General features: G+C 41.0%; 15 protein-coding genes and 1 riboswitch. Of the genes, 3 read left to right on the top strand and 12 right to left on the bottom strand.

Annotated elements, in window-relative coordinates:
* Window positions 1-107: 107 nt before the first annotated feature.
* From E0E32_RS08370 to E0E32_RS22155, 3 genes are all read left to right on the top strand, one after another.
* Window positions 108-836 carry a response regulator transcription factor gene (locus E0E32_RS08370; RefSeq protein ID WP_066191524.1) on the top strand — a complete coding sequence of 243 codons (729 nt, stop codon included), beginning with the start codon at window positions 108-110 and terminating at the stop codon, window positions 834-836.
* A gap of 108 nt (window positions 837-944) precedes the next feature.
* On the top strand, window positions 945-2594 hold the full coding sequence (locus E0E32_RS08365) for a sensor histidine kinase (protein WP_161485702.1): 1650 nt from the start codon (window positions 945-947) through the stop codon (window positions 2592-2594).
* Between the two features lie 90 nt (window positions 2595-2684).
* A complete protein-coding gene (locus E0E32_RS22155; protein ID WP_165445001.1) occupies window positions 2685-2939 on the top strand; it encodes a hypothetical protein in 255 nt (84 codons plus the stop codon).
* A gap of 69 nt (window positions 2940-3008) precedes the next feature.
* On the opposite strand, the gene E0E32_RS08360 is transcribed toward E0E32_RS22155, so the two are convergent.
* The 12 genes from E0E32_RS08360 to E0E32_RS08305 all read right to left on the bottom strand — a co-directional run bounded on the left by E0E32_RS08360 (window position 3009) and on the right by E0E32_RS08305 (window position 16675).
* Window positions 3009-4541, bottom strand: coding sequence for a sodium:solute symporter family protein (locus tag E0E32_RS08360; RefSeq protein ID WP_130859569.1), 1533 nt, complete (start codon window positions 4539-4541; stop codon window positions 3009-3011).
* A gap of 95 nt (window positions 4542-4636) precedes the next feature.
* Entirely contained in the window at window positions 4637-5047 is a 411-nt protein-coding gene (locus tag E0E32_RS08355; RefSeq protein WP_066191516.1) for a Zn-ribbon domain-containing OB-fold protein, read from the bottom strand.
* Window positions 5044-6207, bottom strand: coding sequence for a thiolase family protein (locus E0E32_RS08350; protein ID WP_130859568.1), 1164 nt, complete (start codon window positions 6205-6207; stop codon window positions 5044-5046). The genes E0E32_RS08355 and E0E32_RS08350 overlap by 4 nt, the downstream gene beginning before the upstream one ends.
* Window positions 6207-8138, bottom strand: a complete 1932-nt coding sequence (locus E0E32_RS08345) for an acetoacetate--CoA ligase (RefSeq protein WP_066191511.1) — start codon at window positions 8136-8138, stop codon at window positions 6207-6209. The genes E0E32_RS08350 and E0E32_RS08345 overlap by 1 nt, the downstream gene beginning before the upstream one ends.
* Window positions 8135-9301 (bottom strand): thiolase family protein, encoded by a 1167-nt coding sequence (locus E0E32_RS08340; RefSeq protein WP_066191508.1) that lies wholly within the window; start codon window positions 9299-9301, stop codon window positions 8135-8137. Before E0E32_RS08340 ends, E0E32_RS08345 begins: the two co-directional genes overlap by 4 nt.
* Before the next feature lie 75 nt (window positions 9302-9376).
* Window positions 9377-9486, bottom strand: a riboswitch (SAM riboswitch).
* A gap of 290 nt (window positions 9487-9776) precedes the next feature.
* Window positions 9777-10577 carry a membrane protein insertase YidC gene (yidC, locus tag E0E32_RS08335; protein ID WP_130859567.1) on the bottom strand — a complete coding sequence of 267 codons (801 nt, stop codon included), beginning with the start codon at window positions 10575-10577 and terminating at the stop codon, window positions 9777-9779.
* Window positions 10526-10897, bottom strand: coding sequence for a hypothetical protein (locus tag E0E32_RS08330; RefSeq protein ID WP_130859566.1), 372 nt, complete (start codon window positions 10895-10897; stop codon window positions 10526-10528). The genes yidC and E0E32_RS08330 overlap by 52 nt, the downstream gene beginning before the upstream one ends.
* A gap of 116 nt (window positions 10898-11013) precedes the next feature.
* Window positions 11014-12498: an alpha-L-fucosidase gene (locus E0E32_RS08325; RefSeq protein WP_130859565.1), complete on the bottom strand. Its 1485-nt coding sequence runs from the start codon at window positions 12496-12498 to the stop codon at window positions 11014-11016.
* Between the two features lie 206 nt (window positions 12499-12704).
* Entirely contained in the window at window positions 12705-13478 is a 774-nt protein-coding gene (locus E0E32_RS08320) for a sugar phosphate isomerase/epimerase family protein (protein WP_130859564.1), read from the bottom strand.
* Window positions 13479-13493: 15 nt separating this feature from the next.
* Window positions 13494-14489 carry a hydroxyacid dehydrogenase gene (locus E0E32_RS08315; RefSeq protein ID WP_066191495.1) on the bottom strand — a complete coding sequence of 332 codons (996 nt, stop codon included), beginning with the start codon at window positions 14487-14489 and terminating at the stop codon, window positions 13494-13496.
* 2 nt (window positions 14490-14491) lie between these two features.
* Window positions 14492-15511, bottom strand: a complete 1020-nt coding sequence (locus E0E32_RS08310; RefSeq protein ID WP_066191493.1) for a dienelactone hydrolase family protein — start codon at window positions 15509-15511, stop codon at window positions 14492-14494.
* Window positions 15512-15730: 219 nt separating this feature from the next.
* On the bottom strand, window positions 15731-16675 hold the full coding sequence (locus E0E32_RS08305; RefSeq protein WP_066191491.1) for a bile acid:sodium symporter family protein: 945 nt from the start codon (window positions 16673-16675) through the stop codon (window positions 15731-15733).
* Between the last annotated feature and the right edge of the window lie 90 nt (window positions 16676-16765).

Raw genomic sequence — 16765 nt, 5'->3', positions numbered from 1 at the left:
ACTTATTTCCACTCATTATTAAAGCGTTTACACAAGAAAGGTATCATTGTTTATGGCATTAAAAAAAATGATACCTTTTCACATGACATTGAAAGGGGTATCTTAATATGTATAAAATGGTAATAGTAGATGATGAGAAAGAAATTCGGTACGGGTTGAAAAACTATTTTCCTTGGGGACAACTAGGATTCGAAGTAGTCCATCACTGTGAAAATGGGAAATTGGCATTAGCTTTTATTGAAGAAAATGAAGTAGATGTTGTATTGACAGATATACGTATGCCTGTTATGGATGGCCTGGAACTGGCTCAGCAATTACACAACAAACATACCAGAATCCACACCATTATTCTAAGTGGCTATAAAGATTTTGAATATGCCAAGGAGGCCATACGTTTCGGGGTAAAAGATTATATTATTAAACCAGGTAAATTTGAAGAGATGCAAGAGGTATTCACTCGTCTAAAGAAGGAGTTGGATACTTCTTTGTTTTCTAATAAAGGGGAACGAAATTATGTAGATAACATCATCCAAACGATCAAAAACTATGCCGAGGAACATTATGCGGACATATCTTTGGATGATTTGGCTGTATTATGCAAAATGTCTCCCAACTATGTCAGTACGTTCTTCAAAGAAAAGACGGGAATTAATTTCTCTACGTATCTTACCGAATTACGAATGATAAAGGCTAAGGAAATGCTCGATGATTTTCATTACAAAACCTATGAAATTAGTGAATTGGTTGGCTATAGCAGCCCTAAAAACTTTACGCGCACGTTTAAAAAATATTATGGCATAACACCAAGAGAATACCGAAAGCAAGAAATTAGTTAACACAAAATGAAAAAAATTCTATTTAAAAACATCATACTTTTTTTGTTTCCTGTGTTTATTCCTGTTTTCATCCTTGGAACCTTTGCCATTTTTGTTACGGACAATCATATGAGAGAATCGATAACATCCAACAATATGAACGTGCTGCAACAGCTGGAGCACCAAACAAGTCTGGTATTAAACGAAATCGAACTGCTTCATTTGGATTATAATTGGAATCCAGAGATTATATTGTCGTTACAAAATATCTTGGATGAGGAACCCTTAACGTTACGTCAACAAGGTAATTTAAACTATGGAGAGGGAACATTAAGACGAAAAGAAATTGCTACACCTTATATTCATTCGATCTATATCTTTTATGAAAACGATAAAGATAACGTGTTAACCTCTAACCAAGGTGTTATCCCTATTGATTCGTTGTATAACGATGATTGGTATGAAGCATTTGACAATGATTCTATTCAAACAGAATCATGGATAGAAACGCGTGATATTGCGGAGTATTCGTTTGTATCCCCTACATCTGTGATAACGATATATAAGAATCTATTCAAAACCAATGGCGCAACGGCACAAGGTTTAATTGTTTTAAATATCGATCAACGTTACTTTGAAAATTTAATTAATGAACTCTATCATTATCAAAATCAACGCATTTTTGTAATCGATGAAAATAATCAATTACTTTACCAAAATGACTCAGAGCAGCAATTAGAACCAGCCGATTTGCCGTTGAGTAAGCAAGAGGAAAATTATTCTTTTCATTTTGAAGGAGATACTTATATCGTCAATCAATTATTCTCAAACGAATATAATCTACGGTATGTATCCGTTACAGAAGATAATGTCATCTACCAAATTCCTAATCAATTGCGGTTATCTACAATCGTTTTGGTAATGCTGTCCCTTATTTTAGGTGCGGCAACGATTTATTATCTATCACAAAAAAACGCCAAACACGTCCAGCAGATTATGTCTATCCTTCATATGAACAATTCAGAACCTGTCCCAAAGCGGTGGTCATTCAAAGACAATGAATACCAAGTCATTGTGCAACGAATTCTGAAAAACTATTTAAAACAAAGTAATTTAGAACAAGAACTGAAGGATAAGCAATACCAACTTCAATCGGCTGAATTATTGGCCTTACAAAATCAAGTAAACCCGCACTTCTTGTCCAATACACTAGCGATTATTTACTGGCGGGCAATGGCAATTACTGGTGAACCTAATAAGGTAACAAAGATGCTAGAAACCTTAAGTGATATTCTCAATTTCTCCTTAAGGATTAAACAATCGACTGTCACCTTAAGAGAAGAAATCCATCATACCAAAAATTACGCAGAAATCATTCAGATTCGATCGGATCAACCGTTTACGATTAAATGGGACTATGAAGAAAATCTATTAGATATACAGGTATTGAAGTTCATGCTCCAGCCTATTATTGAGAATAGCTTGACGCACGGAATCGAACCACAAATTTGCCGGGAGCTTACCATCAAGGTAAAAGTACGCATCGTATCTGACAACGTGCAAGTCACCATCAGCGATAATGGAATAGGTATGTCTCCTAAAAGGCTGAGACTGGTAAGAGAAAGAATGCAAGAAGAAGAACTATCTACTCAACATATTGGATTAGCTAATATTGCAAAACGTTTAGACTTAATCTTTAATCATCAATATGATTTTTCGATCAAAAGTGAACAAGGCTGTGGCACTTCCATTACAATTACCCATCCGTTGAAAAGGTAAAAGGGGCGAAGAAGGGTTGTGATTCATTGATTTTGCTTGTAAAAGGTGATTCTTACGGACAAAACTTCGGGGATTGGTGTTTTTTTGTCCGTGAGATCACGTTCTAACGGACAAAACTTTGGGGATTGGCGCTTTTTTGTCCGTGAGATTCGTTCTTACGGACAAAATTTTGGAGGTTGGCAGTTTTTTGTCCGTGAGATCCATTCTTACGGACAAAATTTTGGAGGTTGGCAGTTTTTTGTCCGTGAGATCCATTCTTACGGACAAAATTTCACGATTCAGTGGTTTTTTGTCCGTGAGATTCTTTCACCGGTCCGTAAAATCTGGTTACTTTCTGTTCTGTGAATTATCTGACGCGTTAAACAACAAAACAAGGACAGCGCCCATCATCTGAGACTGTCCTTGTTTTATTTGTTATGCGTTGATCTCTGACTCATTTGTTGTAGATCGATTCGCTTTTTTTAATACCATATCTTCATGTTCCTGCGTGGCAGTGAGTAATCCAATCACAATCATCACCGCAAAAGAAACTAATGAAGCGAAGAACATGGCTAAATAGATATTTTCGATTACATTAAGTTGTGTAAAGACAACATACAATCCAGCGCCAGAGATAACAGCACCTATTGCCCCATAATTCGTTGCCTTCTTCCAGAAATATCCTAGCGATATCGGTGCCAAAATGCCAGATAGGATCGCGGAAAAACTAAATTGGATCAATATCGATAGAGAATCTGGCCGGTCCAATGAAATATATAAAGACAATAACCCTACTACAATCAAGGAACCCTTAGCTACTTTAACCGATTGTGATTCTAATTTCGCTGCCGTAATCCCCTTCTTAAATACAGGTGCCAAAATACGATAGAAGTCATTTCCAACACTGGTAGTTACACCTAGATACAGGCTATCTGTACTGGAAAGGATCGCCGAAATAATCCCGACAATCATGATGGCTGCAATAATACTTGGGAATGACTCAATCACATAAGCAGGAATAGCCGCATCCGCACTCTCCAGAGCTGGGAAAAGTACACGTGCTGCCAACCCTCCTAAAACCATTAAGGTAGAAATAACAAATAACACCAATCCAGACGAAAGCGTAAATGGAGCCAGCTCTTCTTCCGTTTCAATCGATAAAATTTTATTCAGTAAGTGTGGCATAAGAATAAAACTAAATAGCAAGAACTGCACGGCCATAATGGCTAACACACTATTATAAGGGCCTTCCGCTCCAACAAATGAGGTGAGGTTCGGATCAATCGCACTCAGTTTGCTGCCTAGTTCACCAAATACATTGAAACCGCCGCCGATCGTCCAAAAGAAAGATATAACTATCAAGATGGAGGCAATTGCCATTAATAAACCTTGAATACCATCCGTAATCATCTGGGCGTATGCCCCACCTAAACCTATATATAGAATAGTTATCGTAACACCGACGATAATTCCCCAAAAATATGGGATGCCAAGCACGGTTTCAAAAATAGTTGCCAAACCTACATTCTGACCAACGATATAATAAACATTAAATAAGATTAATAAGGATACAATTACTTGCAATGCCTTGGAATTATAACGTTTACCCAGCCATTCCGGTACCGTTGATACACGGCCGAATTTCTTACCGTAACGCCAAAATGTTTTAGCAAAAATTAATAGACCTACCCAAGAAACCCCGAAACAACCTAGTGTATACCATAACACCGACGTACCATATTCATAAGCCAACCCAGGCACCCCAATAAATAAATTTGCACTGGAATACGACGCCGCAAAGCTCGCACCCACTAGCCAAGGGCTTACCTTACCTCGTGCGGTGGCAAAACCATTCATTGATTTACTATGCTGTCTCCCTTTCTTTCCAATCCAGGTTACCAAAACAAAATATCCAATTAATAAAATAATAACAGTCCAAAGTAATAAACTATTTGCCTCTCCCAACATAACTGACAACCACCTTTAACTTTTTTTATAAAACTTTGTCCAAATGGTTAAACCTACTACCCAAAAAAATACAATGAACAAAAAGTAGGTAAGAATCATACGTGAGCTCCTTTCTTTCGGAAAAACGGTAATACAAAAGCATCCACTTCTTGATAATTTATTTCCACGGGCATTTGATAACGCAGTTCCACTTCATCGATGATTAGATGGGCTAATAACGAAGGGCCTTCTTCTAACTCAACGATGCCTACCACGTAAGGTGTCCGTTCTTGCCATGCTGGATGTCCAGCTCGATAGACAACACTCCATGTTGTTAATTTTCCATTCCCTGAGGCCGGACGCCATTCTAGGCGGGAGCCAAAACAATGGGGACAATGTGCTCGTGGATAAAACACCGCCTGACCACAATCCAGACAATATTGCAGATAGAACTGCTTTTTTTGTATATAATCCCAAAATGGTTGAGTTATAGGAGTGATCGTTGGTTGCGGTAATGAGATATTCATGATGACGTTCCTCCTAACACTAAAGCTGTTGTCTCACTTAAAGTCGCTCCATTACCAGTGACGAGGGCGTGCTTTGCCTCTGGAATCTGGCGCCCAACCGCTTCACCGCGCAATTGTGTTACGGCTTCAATAACATGTGACATACCGCCTGCCAAATCCGCCTGACCAAATCCTAATTGACCTCCATGGGTGTTTAAGGGATAATCCCCATCATGACTGAACGTGTGTGATCGGACAAAAGAGCCAAATTGACCGAGTTCACAAATGCCGAGGCTTTCCAGCTGTACAGCAACTACACTCGTATAACAGTCATAAAGAGAGAGTAAGTCTAGATCCTTCCCGGTTAAACCTGCTTGATTCAAGGCATAAGGTATCGAATAGGAGAAAGGATGTCGATCCACTGCTGGAGCTTGGCTAACCGCTCGGTGTGTGATTTTTTCACCTGCCCCTTTTAGATAAACGGGCTTCTGCTTAGCCTTTTCCGCCTTCTCTTCTGAGGTCACGATCACCGCCGCACCTCCTGCGCATGGCATCACAATCTCTAATAAATGAAGCGGATCGGAAATAATCGGTGACTGTAAGATATCTTCTAATTCCACAGGTTTGTCATGAAAAATTGCTTTAGGATTCTTACGAGCGTTCTTTCTTGCCCAATAAGCAATCCGTGCAAAATCTTCTTGTGTTGATCCGTAGTTTTCCATATGCAACCTTTTTAACAAGGCATAGGATGTATTGGCACCAGAGGCTCCAAATGGAACATCAAACTCACGGATCGGATTACGATTCGGTGAACGTGGCGGATTACCTCGTTCATTTTTATTCGCTAATACACAGACGACTGTTTCACACATGCCTGCCTCAATTGCAGCTGCAGCGCGCCAGATCATACCTGCGCCAGTAGCACCACCTAAGTCTACCGTGTTAGACATCGAGGGCTCCAAGCCTAAATATTCGGCTACAGTTGCTGGTACATGCTGAGGCGTTTCTCCTACTTGAGGTCCAACGAGCAGACCATCTATATCTTCCTTCGATAATCCTGCATCCTGTAAGGCCAATTGCACCGACTCGGCGATAAAGCTTAACGTCGTTTTTTCTTCTGAATAGCGTACAGGCTGTAACTCCCCAATACCAATAATCGCACCTTTTGGACGCTTCACCATTAATAGCACTCCCTTTTCTTGATATGGGTGAAATCTGCTAGACATTCCGGATTGCGTATAGAAGCCTTATTTTTCACTTCTTTCCCAATCGCCTCTGTCTTCGCCGCTCCCTCTACTTTTTTACCATTATTCGTATGAGGTACATCGGCAACTTGATAAATGCGACGGGGGACATGGCGTGGAGAAGCCTTCAAGCGAATCTCCTGTCTGATTTCTTTGGCTAATCCCTTTGTCAATTCATCCACCACTACACAAAGGACAATCTCTTCGTCATTGTCACAAGGTAAGCCGAATACTATCGAATCTTCCACTGCTTTTATCTGTTCCAATACACGATAGATTTCTGCTGTTCCGATTCGCACACCACCCGGGTTTAATACGGTATCGGCACGACCATAGATAACAAAAGTTTGGTCAATCGTTTGTTCCGCAAAGTCACCATGTGTCCATATACCAGGCCGTTCCGAAAAATAACTTTTCTCATATCTCTCGTCTCCGCCTTCACCGTAAAAAGTGATCGGCATACTTGGAAATGGCTGCGTGCAAACGAGATCTCCCTTTTGGTCATAGACTGCCACCCCTCGGTCATCAAACACGTCAACCGACATACCTAGCGCTTTGCAGCTTATTTCTCCTCGTTTAACTGGATGGATGGGAGAGCCCATTACAAAGCATCCCATAATCTCTGTACCGCCAGAAATCGAGGCCAAATAGAGATCCGTTTTTACCGTCTGATAAATCCAGTCATATTGCTCTGCTGCTAATGGAGCACCACAGGACAGAATGCTTTTTAACCGGGTTAAGGGATAACGTTCTTTTAGGACGATATTCTCTTTCATTAAGGTTTCTAAATATTTCGGGCTTGTGCCAAAATGGGTTAGTCCTACTTCCTCAGCAATATTCCATAAATGTGCTGGTTTATCTGGTAACACAGGAGCACCATCATATAATAAAACCGAAGCTCTGCTCGCTAAACCAGATACGAGCCAAGGATACATCATCCAAGCCGTATTGCTATACCAAAATAGCACATCCTCTTCTTTCAGGTTACAATGAAGCTGATGTTCTTTCACATGCTGCAGTAATGTGCCGCCAACCGAATGGACAATGGCTTTTGGCAATCCCGTTGTACCGGAAGTATAGAGGATATACACTGGGTCGCGAAAAGCTATTTGTTCAAAAACCGGCTCCACTGCGTCGTTATCAAGCAGCTCTTCCCAGGTCAAGCCACCTTCTACCTCTCCCAGTGTCGTAACCACTTTAGCAATACTGCCGACTTGTTCCACGGTTTCCAAGACCTTATCGGTGATGTCAAATGGCTTTTGTTTATATTGATACGTAAGATTAGCGATTAATACTTTCGGCTGTACCTGTCCGATCCGGTCAACAATCCCTTTTGCACCAAAATCAGGTGAACAGGACGTCCATACGGCTCCAAGCGAGGTCGTCGCTAATAAGGCAATCAAACCTTCTACATTATTATTGGTAATTCCAGCAACACGATCACCCTTCCCAACACCTAATGAACGAAGGCCGCGCTGTGCTTTCGCCACTTCGATTCGCAATTCGGCATAGGTTATTTGCCCAGTCACGCCTGTTTCATCTGCTTCATAAGCAGCAATCTTATTGGGATTTCCTTGCAAGAGATTTTCGGCAAAATTCAGCCGTGCTTCCGGAAAAAAGGTAGCTTCTTTCATCGTCTTGCCAGGCAAATAAGCAATCGTACCTTTCTCTCCTATCAGCTCGGCGTAATCCCAAACAGCCGACCAAAAGGCACCGATATGGGTTATCGACCAGCGATGCAACCTTTCATAAGGGAATAATGGCTGATTCACTTGTGTGGCGAAGCTTTTTAAGTTTGATTGTTCGATATCCTGCTGAGTAGGCTCCCATAATAAATGATGATTGCGTTCTTTTATTTCCACACTCATGCTTTATCCCCTTTCCCATTTACCTCTATTAATATCGCGATTCCTTGTCCGCCACCACCACATAATGCAGCGATTCCTTTCCCCCCACCTCGTCGTCTTAATTCGTAGGCAAGAGTTAGAACCAGTCGGAAACCGGTACCGCCTAATGGGTGACCAATAGCTATTGCACCACCATTTACATTTAATTTATCCTCGGAAATAGATAATTGATTGGCACTGGCAATAACGACACTGGCAAATGCCTCATTTATTTCAAATAAATCAATATCTTCCACGGTAAGTTTTTGCTGTTTTAATACCATTTCGATGGCATCTGCTGGTTTGGTTTGTAGGCTGGTATCTGGCCCTGCAGTTTCTGCCCAATCCTTGACACAAGCAAGTGGCTCCGTATTCAACTCTTCTGCCTTAGCTGAAGTAGTGACAATTCCAACACTCGCACCATCCGTCATTTGTGAAGCGTTCCCTGCCGTAATCGTTCCATCCTTTGCAAAAACAGGTGACAAACCTGCTAATTTATCCAATGTGGTCTGAGGCCGTATTCCCTCATCTTCTACTAACACCTGATCAAACGGCACGATTTCTTCCGCTAATCGTCCAGCGTCACGCGCTTTTGCTGCCCGTGTTTGTGATAAAAAAGCTATGTTATCTTGCTCTTCTCTAGTAATGTGAAAGGATGGGTTATACTGCTCTGTCAACACGCCCATGGATTGTTCACTCAAGGCGCAGGATAATCCATCTCGAAGCAAGGTATCCGTCATTTGCTGATGACCAAAGTCTTTGGGTTTAGGCTTTGGAATGACGTAAGGAGCGTTGGACATGGAATCCATTCCACCAACAATGTAGGTGTTCCCTTCGCCAAGTTTGATTCTTCTTACAGCGTCGATCACGGTGGCTACCCCGCCAAGACAAACATTATTTACTGTCATCGCCGGAATCCGACTGTCTAACCCCGCCTGAAATGCCACTTGCCTCGCAGGATTCTGTCCTTGGCCAGCTTGAATCACTTGTGCCAGTATCACGCCATCAATCGTTCCCAGAGTCGGATATTTTTCTATTAAATGAGTTAATGGTTTGCTGGCAAGTGATACAGCGTTATACCCCGCCAATGCCCCATTCCATTTACCATAAGGTGTTCGTTTCCCATCCAAAATAACAACTGTCATTATAATCCCCTCGTTCTATGTTATCGATCATCTAATAAAAAAAGCCCTCTTTCGATAAAAAGAGGACTGTTCCACTTCTTATCTGTCAGGATGATACCTGATGGATTTAGCACCTTTTAAGCTGCATGCACTTAAAGGTTGCCGGGTTTCGCAGGGCCATGTCCCTCCACCACTCTGGATAAGATATTTCTATATAATTTTATAAGTTTGGAAAACTCTCTATAGCAACATAGAGAGTTGATTGTATCTGCATCTATTAATATAGTAAAAAAGCGTTCAAATAATACCAAGTAACATGGTATACTTTATCACAAGAAAAAACCCTTGTCAAGAATTATCGAAAAATTTTTAAACAGGAAAGCGATCTCGTTGCGGATGACGGACTTTTTTTACGATTCTCCTCTCATTTTGGCCGTCATTTCCGTATCCACAAATAAAGAGACAGGGCAAACCACCCTGTCTCTTGAATAACCTTCTATGTTTGTTTCGATTTATAGCTAATGGCAGTGGATAAAGTTCCTGGTTGATACAGTTTCTTGGAAATCAGTGTTTGAACAATTAAAAACAAGCCACCCGTCGTCCAATACAGCGGAAGTGCTGCTGGTGCCCCAAAAGAAACCAGACCAATCATGACCGGTGAGATCAGACCAATGATCGCCATTTGTTTTTTCTGAGCGGGATCCATACCCATTTGTGTCACTCTTGATTGCACAAAATAAACCGCCATGGCTATCAATGCCATCCAGATATTTGCCTCTCCCAGACTAAACCACAAAAAGGAATGAGTGGAAATCTCCGGTGTGCTACGAATCGCATAGTAAAAACCAATTAAGATCGGAAATTGAATGATAATAGGGAGACAGCCAAGCGATGCTAAAGGATTGATTTGGTGTTTCTGATAAAGTTGCATCGTCTCCTGTTGCATTTGCACATTGACATCTTTACTGCTATCTTTATACTTTTCCTTGATTGCATCCATCTCCGGTTTTAGCACCTTCATTTTCTCCTGCATCTCGCGACTTGATTTCATTTGTTTTAGCATGAAAGGCATCAATAACAAACGTATCATCACCGTCAGCACGATAATAGACAGTCCATAATTATCCCCTAATAGAGTCGCCAAATGTTTGATAAGATAAGAAAATGGACCAATCAAATACTGATCAAAAAAGCCAGATGAATCTCCATCACCAACACAACCAGTTAAAAATAAAAGAATCGTTCCTACAATAAAACTATACTTGCCAAAGAAAGGGAATACAGATTTTTGTCCCATTGTGAACCTCCTCGTTTTTGTTTGCTTGGATAAAACGAGAAGGAATGATTATCACTATCATCATCAGGCACATCTATGCGCTTGGTTGTATGGGTTATCCAGTCTTGTACATCACGTGAATCCTCACGAGCATCATCGATTGGCAGCCGCTTAAATGCCAATGCATGGTATTCTTTTGTATATCTCTGGTTTGCCATTATCGTACTACTAACATGAATATCTACCATTCGAAACGTGAAAATCATTGACAGAATGATACTCAAATAAAAGTACATTGGAGAAACTTCAGCTAATAAGTCATACAACAATTCAATCGCCATCTGTATTCACCTCCTTTCATTTGTCTATTTACTATTTACGTTGTGACAAGTTTATTTGTTTCATCTAATTCTTCATTATACTAAAAATAATATAAAATAGACAGTGGCAAATACAGTCAGTCCAATTCTATTTTTAATACCACTGGTTTATCTGATTGCACCTGCGTGGTTTTACACTGCAATCCGCTGCTTGTTCGCTTCCATACTGGTTTTTCTTCATAACCTAGTATCGTAACATCCTTAATAATTCCAGAAAAATGCGGCAGTTTCGACGCATCCTGGTCTGCCAGTGATTTGATATGAACCAATCCATCTTCAGGATACTGGAGCACAGTCGCATATAAATACGATCCGTTCACCGTAAAACGAATATCTTCCGAGGTAAACAGCTTCTGCTCCGCATCGGTAAACTGGCCTTCCTCGATAGTAGTAGGACCTTCGCCCGCTTGACGCCATACCTTACTGCCATAGATCGCTTCCCCATTTACCCGCAACCATTCTCCTATCTCTAACAAAATGTGTCTATCTTGGTCAGGTATGGTGCCATCTGCTTTTGGTCCGACATTTAAAAGCATAGTACCATTTTTGCTGACAATATCAACCAGATCACAAATCAGGCTATAACTTGTCTTATAATGGTTATTCTCGGTATATCCCCAAGAATTGGTAGCTACAGAGGTACAAGTTTGCCAGAAATAGGGCTTCTGTTCGGCAAATTGTCCGCGTTCGATATCCAAGACGGCCGTGCCAAACATAAATGCATCATGCTTATAGTTGATCGCTACCTCAGCTCCCCATTCGGCAGCACGGTTATAATAATAGGCGGCAAATTCTCTCAAGTACGGCTTGGCAGCTGGATGCTGGATCCACCAGTCAAAATAAAATACCTTCGGACGATAATTATCCACGATTTCACAACAACGAGCCAGCCAATCTTCCATAAATTCTTCGCTAGGTGCAGGAGCATTCAAGTCATGTGTGCCATATTCCTTTTCAGCTGGCCAGTAAAAATCACCGCGAGTTAATGGTTCTTTGATGTCACTATCAAATTCTTTCCCATGCCCCATAAAGAACCAATGCTCTATTCGATGGGAGGATGCACAAAATGGGATGCTTCGCTCGGATAGAGATGTCTCTAATTCACCCATTAAATCCCGCTTCGGCCCCATATCATAGGCGTTAAAAGCTGATATATCACTGCGATACATCTGAAAACCATCATGATGCTCTGCAACTGGCATCACATATCGTGCACCTGCGTCAGCAAATAACTGCGCCCATTCTTCTGCGTCATAGTTTGTTGCTTGAAATTGAGGAATAAAATCCTTATATCCAAACGTTTTATGCTCCCCATAGGTTTTCCGATGGTGTTCAAATTCTGGAGAGCCTTGGATATACATATTACGAGAATACCATTCATTCCCAAAGGCTGGTATCGAGTACAATCCCCAATGAATGAAAATACCGAACTTCGCCTTCTGATACCAATTTGGTACTTGATATTGTGATAAAGAATCCCAAGTCGCATCAAATGGACCCTCCCGAATAACCCTTCTGACTGCCTGTAAGTACACTTCTACATCTTCTCTGCTAAAATTCATGACATCATACCTCCTATTTATTTTTTTGAATGTTGATTATATTCACAAAACACCGCTGGGCAATTATGATGCGCTTACATTATTTGACTAAACAACCGTTGTAAGGGAATATAAATCTATAATTGTTACCGGTAACTAAATAAACGATAGCCTTTACGCGCATGATAAGACAACACGTATCTGCCTTACCATGCACATCAACATCCTTATAGACTCGGCTTAAGCGTTTGTTTTAATTCATGCAGCGTCTGAGCATCTTCTAAGAATTGCTCTTCTTCATCATATTTAACAAATTCCATCAATACATATCGTTCCTTGCCGTCCTGAAATATCTCTCTTAAATATTGCAGCCACTCTGTTTGTCCCTCAGCTAAGTTTAAACGATCCTCAAAAGAATACCAATAGAAAATATGAACATTGGTTATCCAAGGTTTTACGGCTTCTATGCTAGCTAATCTTTCCTTTATGGATACACTATTGGGCGGCTGCCAATACGTAAAGACATTATCATGGTCAATCTCTTCCATTAATTGTCGTGCACTTTCCTTGGTATCTGTCAGCGTATTTCCATGGAATTCTAAATGAATGCTGATTCCATGCTTACTAGCCAAATCGGCAACTCGACGAGCGTCCTGTACGACCAACCCTCGATAATCATCACTTGCTTTATCGCTGCCTGTTACCCCTGCCCAGACACGAATCGCTGGTGCTCCTAATACCTTGGCCGACTGCAAAACCTCTTGAAATGCTTCCTCGTTATCCCCATAATCCGCCAAGCGGTAGTATGAGCCATAAGAGCTAATTTCCAACCCTTGATTTCTCGTCGCTTCTCCAATTTCTTGAGCCGTTTGCATATCTCCAGCTGGAACATGTGTATCAGCTCCCCATTCAATCGCATCCAATGCTGCCTGTTTTGTTAAATCAATGATTTCCTGAGGGCTTTTATCACGAAATGTTACCGAACATACTCCTAATTTCACAATAGACCTCCTTTTTTAAGCCATACGTACAAATTGCGCTTCACTAACTTCCCATTTTAATGGTTGATCATCTAGATACCTTTTTAATTCTTCCAACATAAAGCTTCCCATCCGTCCACATTCTTCGCCTTCACTTCCTGCTAAATGTGGGGTGATGACCACATTTGGCAGTTGAAACAGTAAGGAATCCTGGCTTGGCGGTTCAGGATGTGTCACATCAAGTATTGCGGTGATATCCTTGCGCGCTTGTAACACTTCGATCATTTCTTGCTCTCGAACAATCGCTCCTCTTGCTGTATTGATAAAACTGGATCCTTGCTTCATCAAGCGGAAATGATCTCCGCGAATCATCCCAATCGTTTCTTCCAGCAGCGGTGTATGTAAGGAGACCACATCTGCTTGTCGGAATAATTCCTCTAAGGAACAAAGTGTGACCCCCAGCTGATCCGCTTCCTCTTGCGTAATAAAAGGATCATACGCCAAAATATCGATGTCAAACGGACGCAACAATTCCAACGTATGTCTTCCTACCGTACTCAGCGAAATTAAACCAACTTTGCTTCGAAATGCCCCTTTTATGGCAAAAGGCTTCGGTGGATACTGTTTCGTTGCTTCAATCTCTCGGACAAACTCCCAACCATTTTTCAAACAAAAGAGAATCTGTGACAAAGTAAACTCTGCCACCGGCCTGCCATTAGCAGATACGGCGGTTGTAAATCGAATGCCATGATCCCATGCCTCCTGCTTTGCAATAGCCTTAATCGATCCTGCACCATATAGAACAAGTTGAAGATTTGGAGCAGCGTCTAGTAGTGTCTGATCAATAGCAGGTGCTCCCCACCCGGTAATGATAATCTCTACATCTTGCAATACCGATAAGTCTTTGCTTAACTCCTGTTGCGACATTGGTTCGGCTACAACGTTCACCAATGTGGCTATCTCATCTCGTATAAAAGAAGGATACACCAAATTAAAGGTATCTTGGTTCATTATGAATATAGCATTTTTCATGACTACCCCCCTTTTCCTTGCAGCAATTGTTGCTGTAACCAATTATACGCTTTTCTACCACTTACTTCATGTGCCCCTGGAAAAATATCATAACTAAATTTCTCTGGAGAAAATGTATAATATTCACTAATTTCCTCAATAGCCTCTTTGGTATATTGACTTGGAAAAATTGGATCGTTCTCGCCCGATTCAATAAACAGACTCCGTGGGGCAATCAAAGCAATCCACTCTGGCAGTTCCGCCACCGCCAAAATACCTGGAATATAATTATCAATACAATGGTGCATTGCCATCGTACTACCCTTAAATGTGTTGGCAAATCCAGTTAATACCGTTGCCTTGACTCGGGTATCTAAAGTGGCTGTAAAAGCGGACACCAATCCACCTCCTGAAAAGCCCATCATTGCTATATTATTTGCATCTACTTGAGCGTCCTCTTCTATATAATCTAGTATACACCGTGCCTCCCAAATCCGCAGACCAGCTAATGTTTTTCCTTCCATTAATAGATTGGTTGCCATCGATTCACAAGAATTTTCATTTCCCGCTTCTATATCTCTCGTCAAACGCCTCTCACCAAACCCAATTACTTCAGGCACAAAAACCTTGAAACCCTGATTCACTAACTGAATAGCAAACTGATGGTGAATCGTGTTTTCTTCTTTTTCCCCATCTTTAGTCAGCCCTACCGCTTCATGGACACCATATCCATGTCCGTGGACAGCCAGAACAGATGGAAAAACCTCTTGATTGGTCTTCGGTGTTAAAATAAACATTTTTATCTCCACAAGCTCTGTAACGGACAATGCTATTAAATCTCTGTGATATCTCTCACAATCCTTTGTTTCTAGCACACGTGTCTGAAAAGGAACTCGGGTATCATTTAAATACGAAAAATCTCCTAGCAATTCAAGAAGTGTATTAGTTAAAATCGATCTTCGCTCTGCCGGTCCTACCGCCTTGACAGACTCCTCTAATGCATTTTGATAAAATTGATCAAACAATTGATCTTCTTGATTCACCTAAGGCCACCTCTTCTCCAAAAGTTGTTTAACGATTGTACTCTGTATTTTATTTGAAGTGCTAGGAATATTGCAAGGATATCGCTTTCATTTAGAGGTGTTATCATAACCCAAAGCCGCATTTTGTACCTGCTAAGATCCTTAACAGCAAAAATCACGACAAAAACTTCACATTTTTCAACAAGAAGCCGGACTGATTTGACCGACTTCTTTTCTATATTATTTCTGTGCCTTGTCACTAAGTTTCGACCAAAAAGTCGCTAGTACCGGCCCAGATATATTATGCCAGATACTGAATATCGTACTTGGCACGGCTGCTATCGGGTTGGCCGCAAAGAAGTTCAGTGCTAGTTGCGAGGCCAATGCTGAATTTTGCATGCCCGCCTCAATCGCAACCGCCTTTTGATCGGCGAAGTTCAGCTTACTTATCCTTGCCAATAGAAAACCTACCAGTAAACCTAGGATATTATGTAACATGACCACAACAAAAATGAGTAAGCCAGACGTTGCAATCGCCTCTGTATTGACAGAAACAACCCCTGCCGCTACTGCAACAATACCGATTACGGAGACAAGCGGTAGCGCAGTAACACTTTTTTCCACCTGCTCTCGGAACAGCATACGCACAACAAAGCCCAAAATAATCGGAATCAATACTACCTTTACAATAGAAAAAAACATATCAACAAAAGACACAGACATCCATTCACTTGCTAACAATAGAGTGAGCGTTGGTGTCAGTATCGGTGATAATAGCGTAGAAACGGTAGTTGTAGCTACAGATAAAGCCGTATTTCCTTTCGCCAAAAAGGTAATCACATTCGACGCTGTCCCGCCAGGACAACAGCCAACCAAAATAACACCTACCGCAATTTCCGGTGTTAACTGAAAAACTTTTACCAATAAATAAGCAAATAAAGGCATAATTGTATATTGTGCAATCACTGCGATCAATACACTTCTTGGTGTTTTGATAATTCCTTTAAAATCCTGTGGTGTCAGTGTCAAACCCATGCCGAACATAATAATTCCCAACAAGATGTTGACATATGAAATAATCCAGCTAAATCCACTAGGAAAGATAAAACTAATAATGGCAATAAGGATAACCCATAGTGCAAAGGTATTGCCCGCAAATGAACTAATTCTTCCTAAAACTTTCATTATAATCTCCTCAGACCTTTCGAATCCGTTTAAATATTCTAACATTTTTCAAAAACATCAACTTATCATATCAAATAAGGGAGATTACTG

This window comes from Gracilibacillus phocaeensis, assembly GCF_900626275.1.
Classification (GTDB): Bacteria; Bacillota; Bacilli; order Bacillales; family Amphibacillaceae; genus Gracilibacillus; species Gracilibacillus timonensis.
Note: the sequence above shows the minus strand (reverse complement) of the source record. Positions and strands in the feature narration are given on the sequence as shown.

What these genes read in the sequence shown, in the direction of transcription:
- yidC (WP_130859567.1), bottom strand. Translation starts at nt 10,577, where the DNA reads ATGGGACAAAAATCTGTATTCCCTTTCTTTGGCAAGTATAGTTTTATT.
- E0E32_RS08360 (WP_130859569.1), bottom strand. Translation starts at nt 4,541, where the DNA reads ATGTTGGGAGAGGCAAATAGTTTATTACTTTGGACTGTTATTATTTTA.
- E0E32_RS08345 (WP_066191511.1), bottom strand. Translation starts at nt 8,138, where the DNA reads ATGAGTGTGGAAATAAAAGAACGCAATCATCATTTATTATGGGAGCCT.
- E0E32_RS08370 (WP_066191524.1), top strand. Translation starts at nt 108, where the DNA reads ATGTATAAAATGGTAATAGTAGATGATGAGAAAGAAATTCGGTACGGG.
- E0E32_RS08355 (WP_066191516.1), bottom strand. Translation starts at nt 5,047, where the DNA reads ATGAATATCTCATTACCGCAACCAACGATCACTCCTATAACTCAACCA.
- E0E32_RS08325 (WP_130859565.1), bottom strand. Translation starts at nt 12,498, where the DNA reads ATGAATTTTAGCAGAGAAGATGTAGAAGTGTACTTACAGGCAGTCAGA.
- E0E32_RS08315 (WP_066191495.1), bottom strand. Translation starts at nt 14,489, where the DNA reads ATGAAAAATGCTATATTCATAATGAACCAAGATACCTTTAATTTGGTG.
- E0E32_RS08340 (WP_066191508.1), bottom strand. Translation starts at nt 9,301, where the DNA reads ATGACAGTTGTTATTTTGGATGGGAAACGAACACCTTATGGTAAATGG.
- E0E32_RS08350 (WP_130859568.1), bottom strand. Translation starts at nt 6,207, where the DNA reads ATGGTGAAGCGTCCAAAAGGTGCGATTATTGGTATTGGGGAGTTACAG.
- E0E32_RS08365 (WP_161485702.1), top strand. Translation starts at nt 945, where the DNA reads ATGAGAGAATCGATAACATCCAACAATATGAACGTGCTGCAACAGCTG.
- E0E32_RS08305 (WP_066191491.1), bottom strand. Translation starts at nt 16,675, where the DNA reads ATGAAAGTTTTAGGAAGAATTAGTTCATTTGCGGGCAATACCTTTGCA.
- E0E32_RS08330 (WP_130859566.1), bottom strand. Translation starts at nt 10,897, where the DNA reads ATGGCGATTGAATTGTTGTATGACTTATTAGCTGAAGTTTCTCCAATG.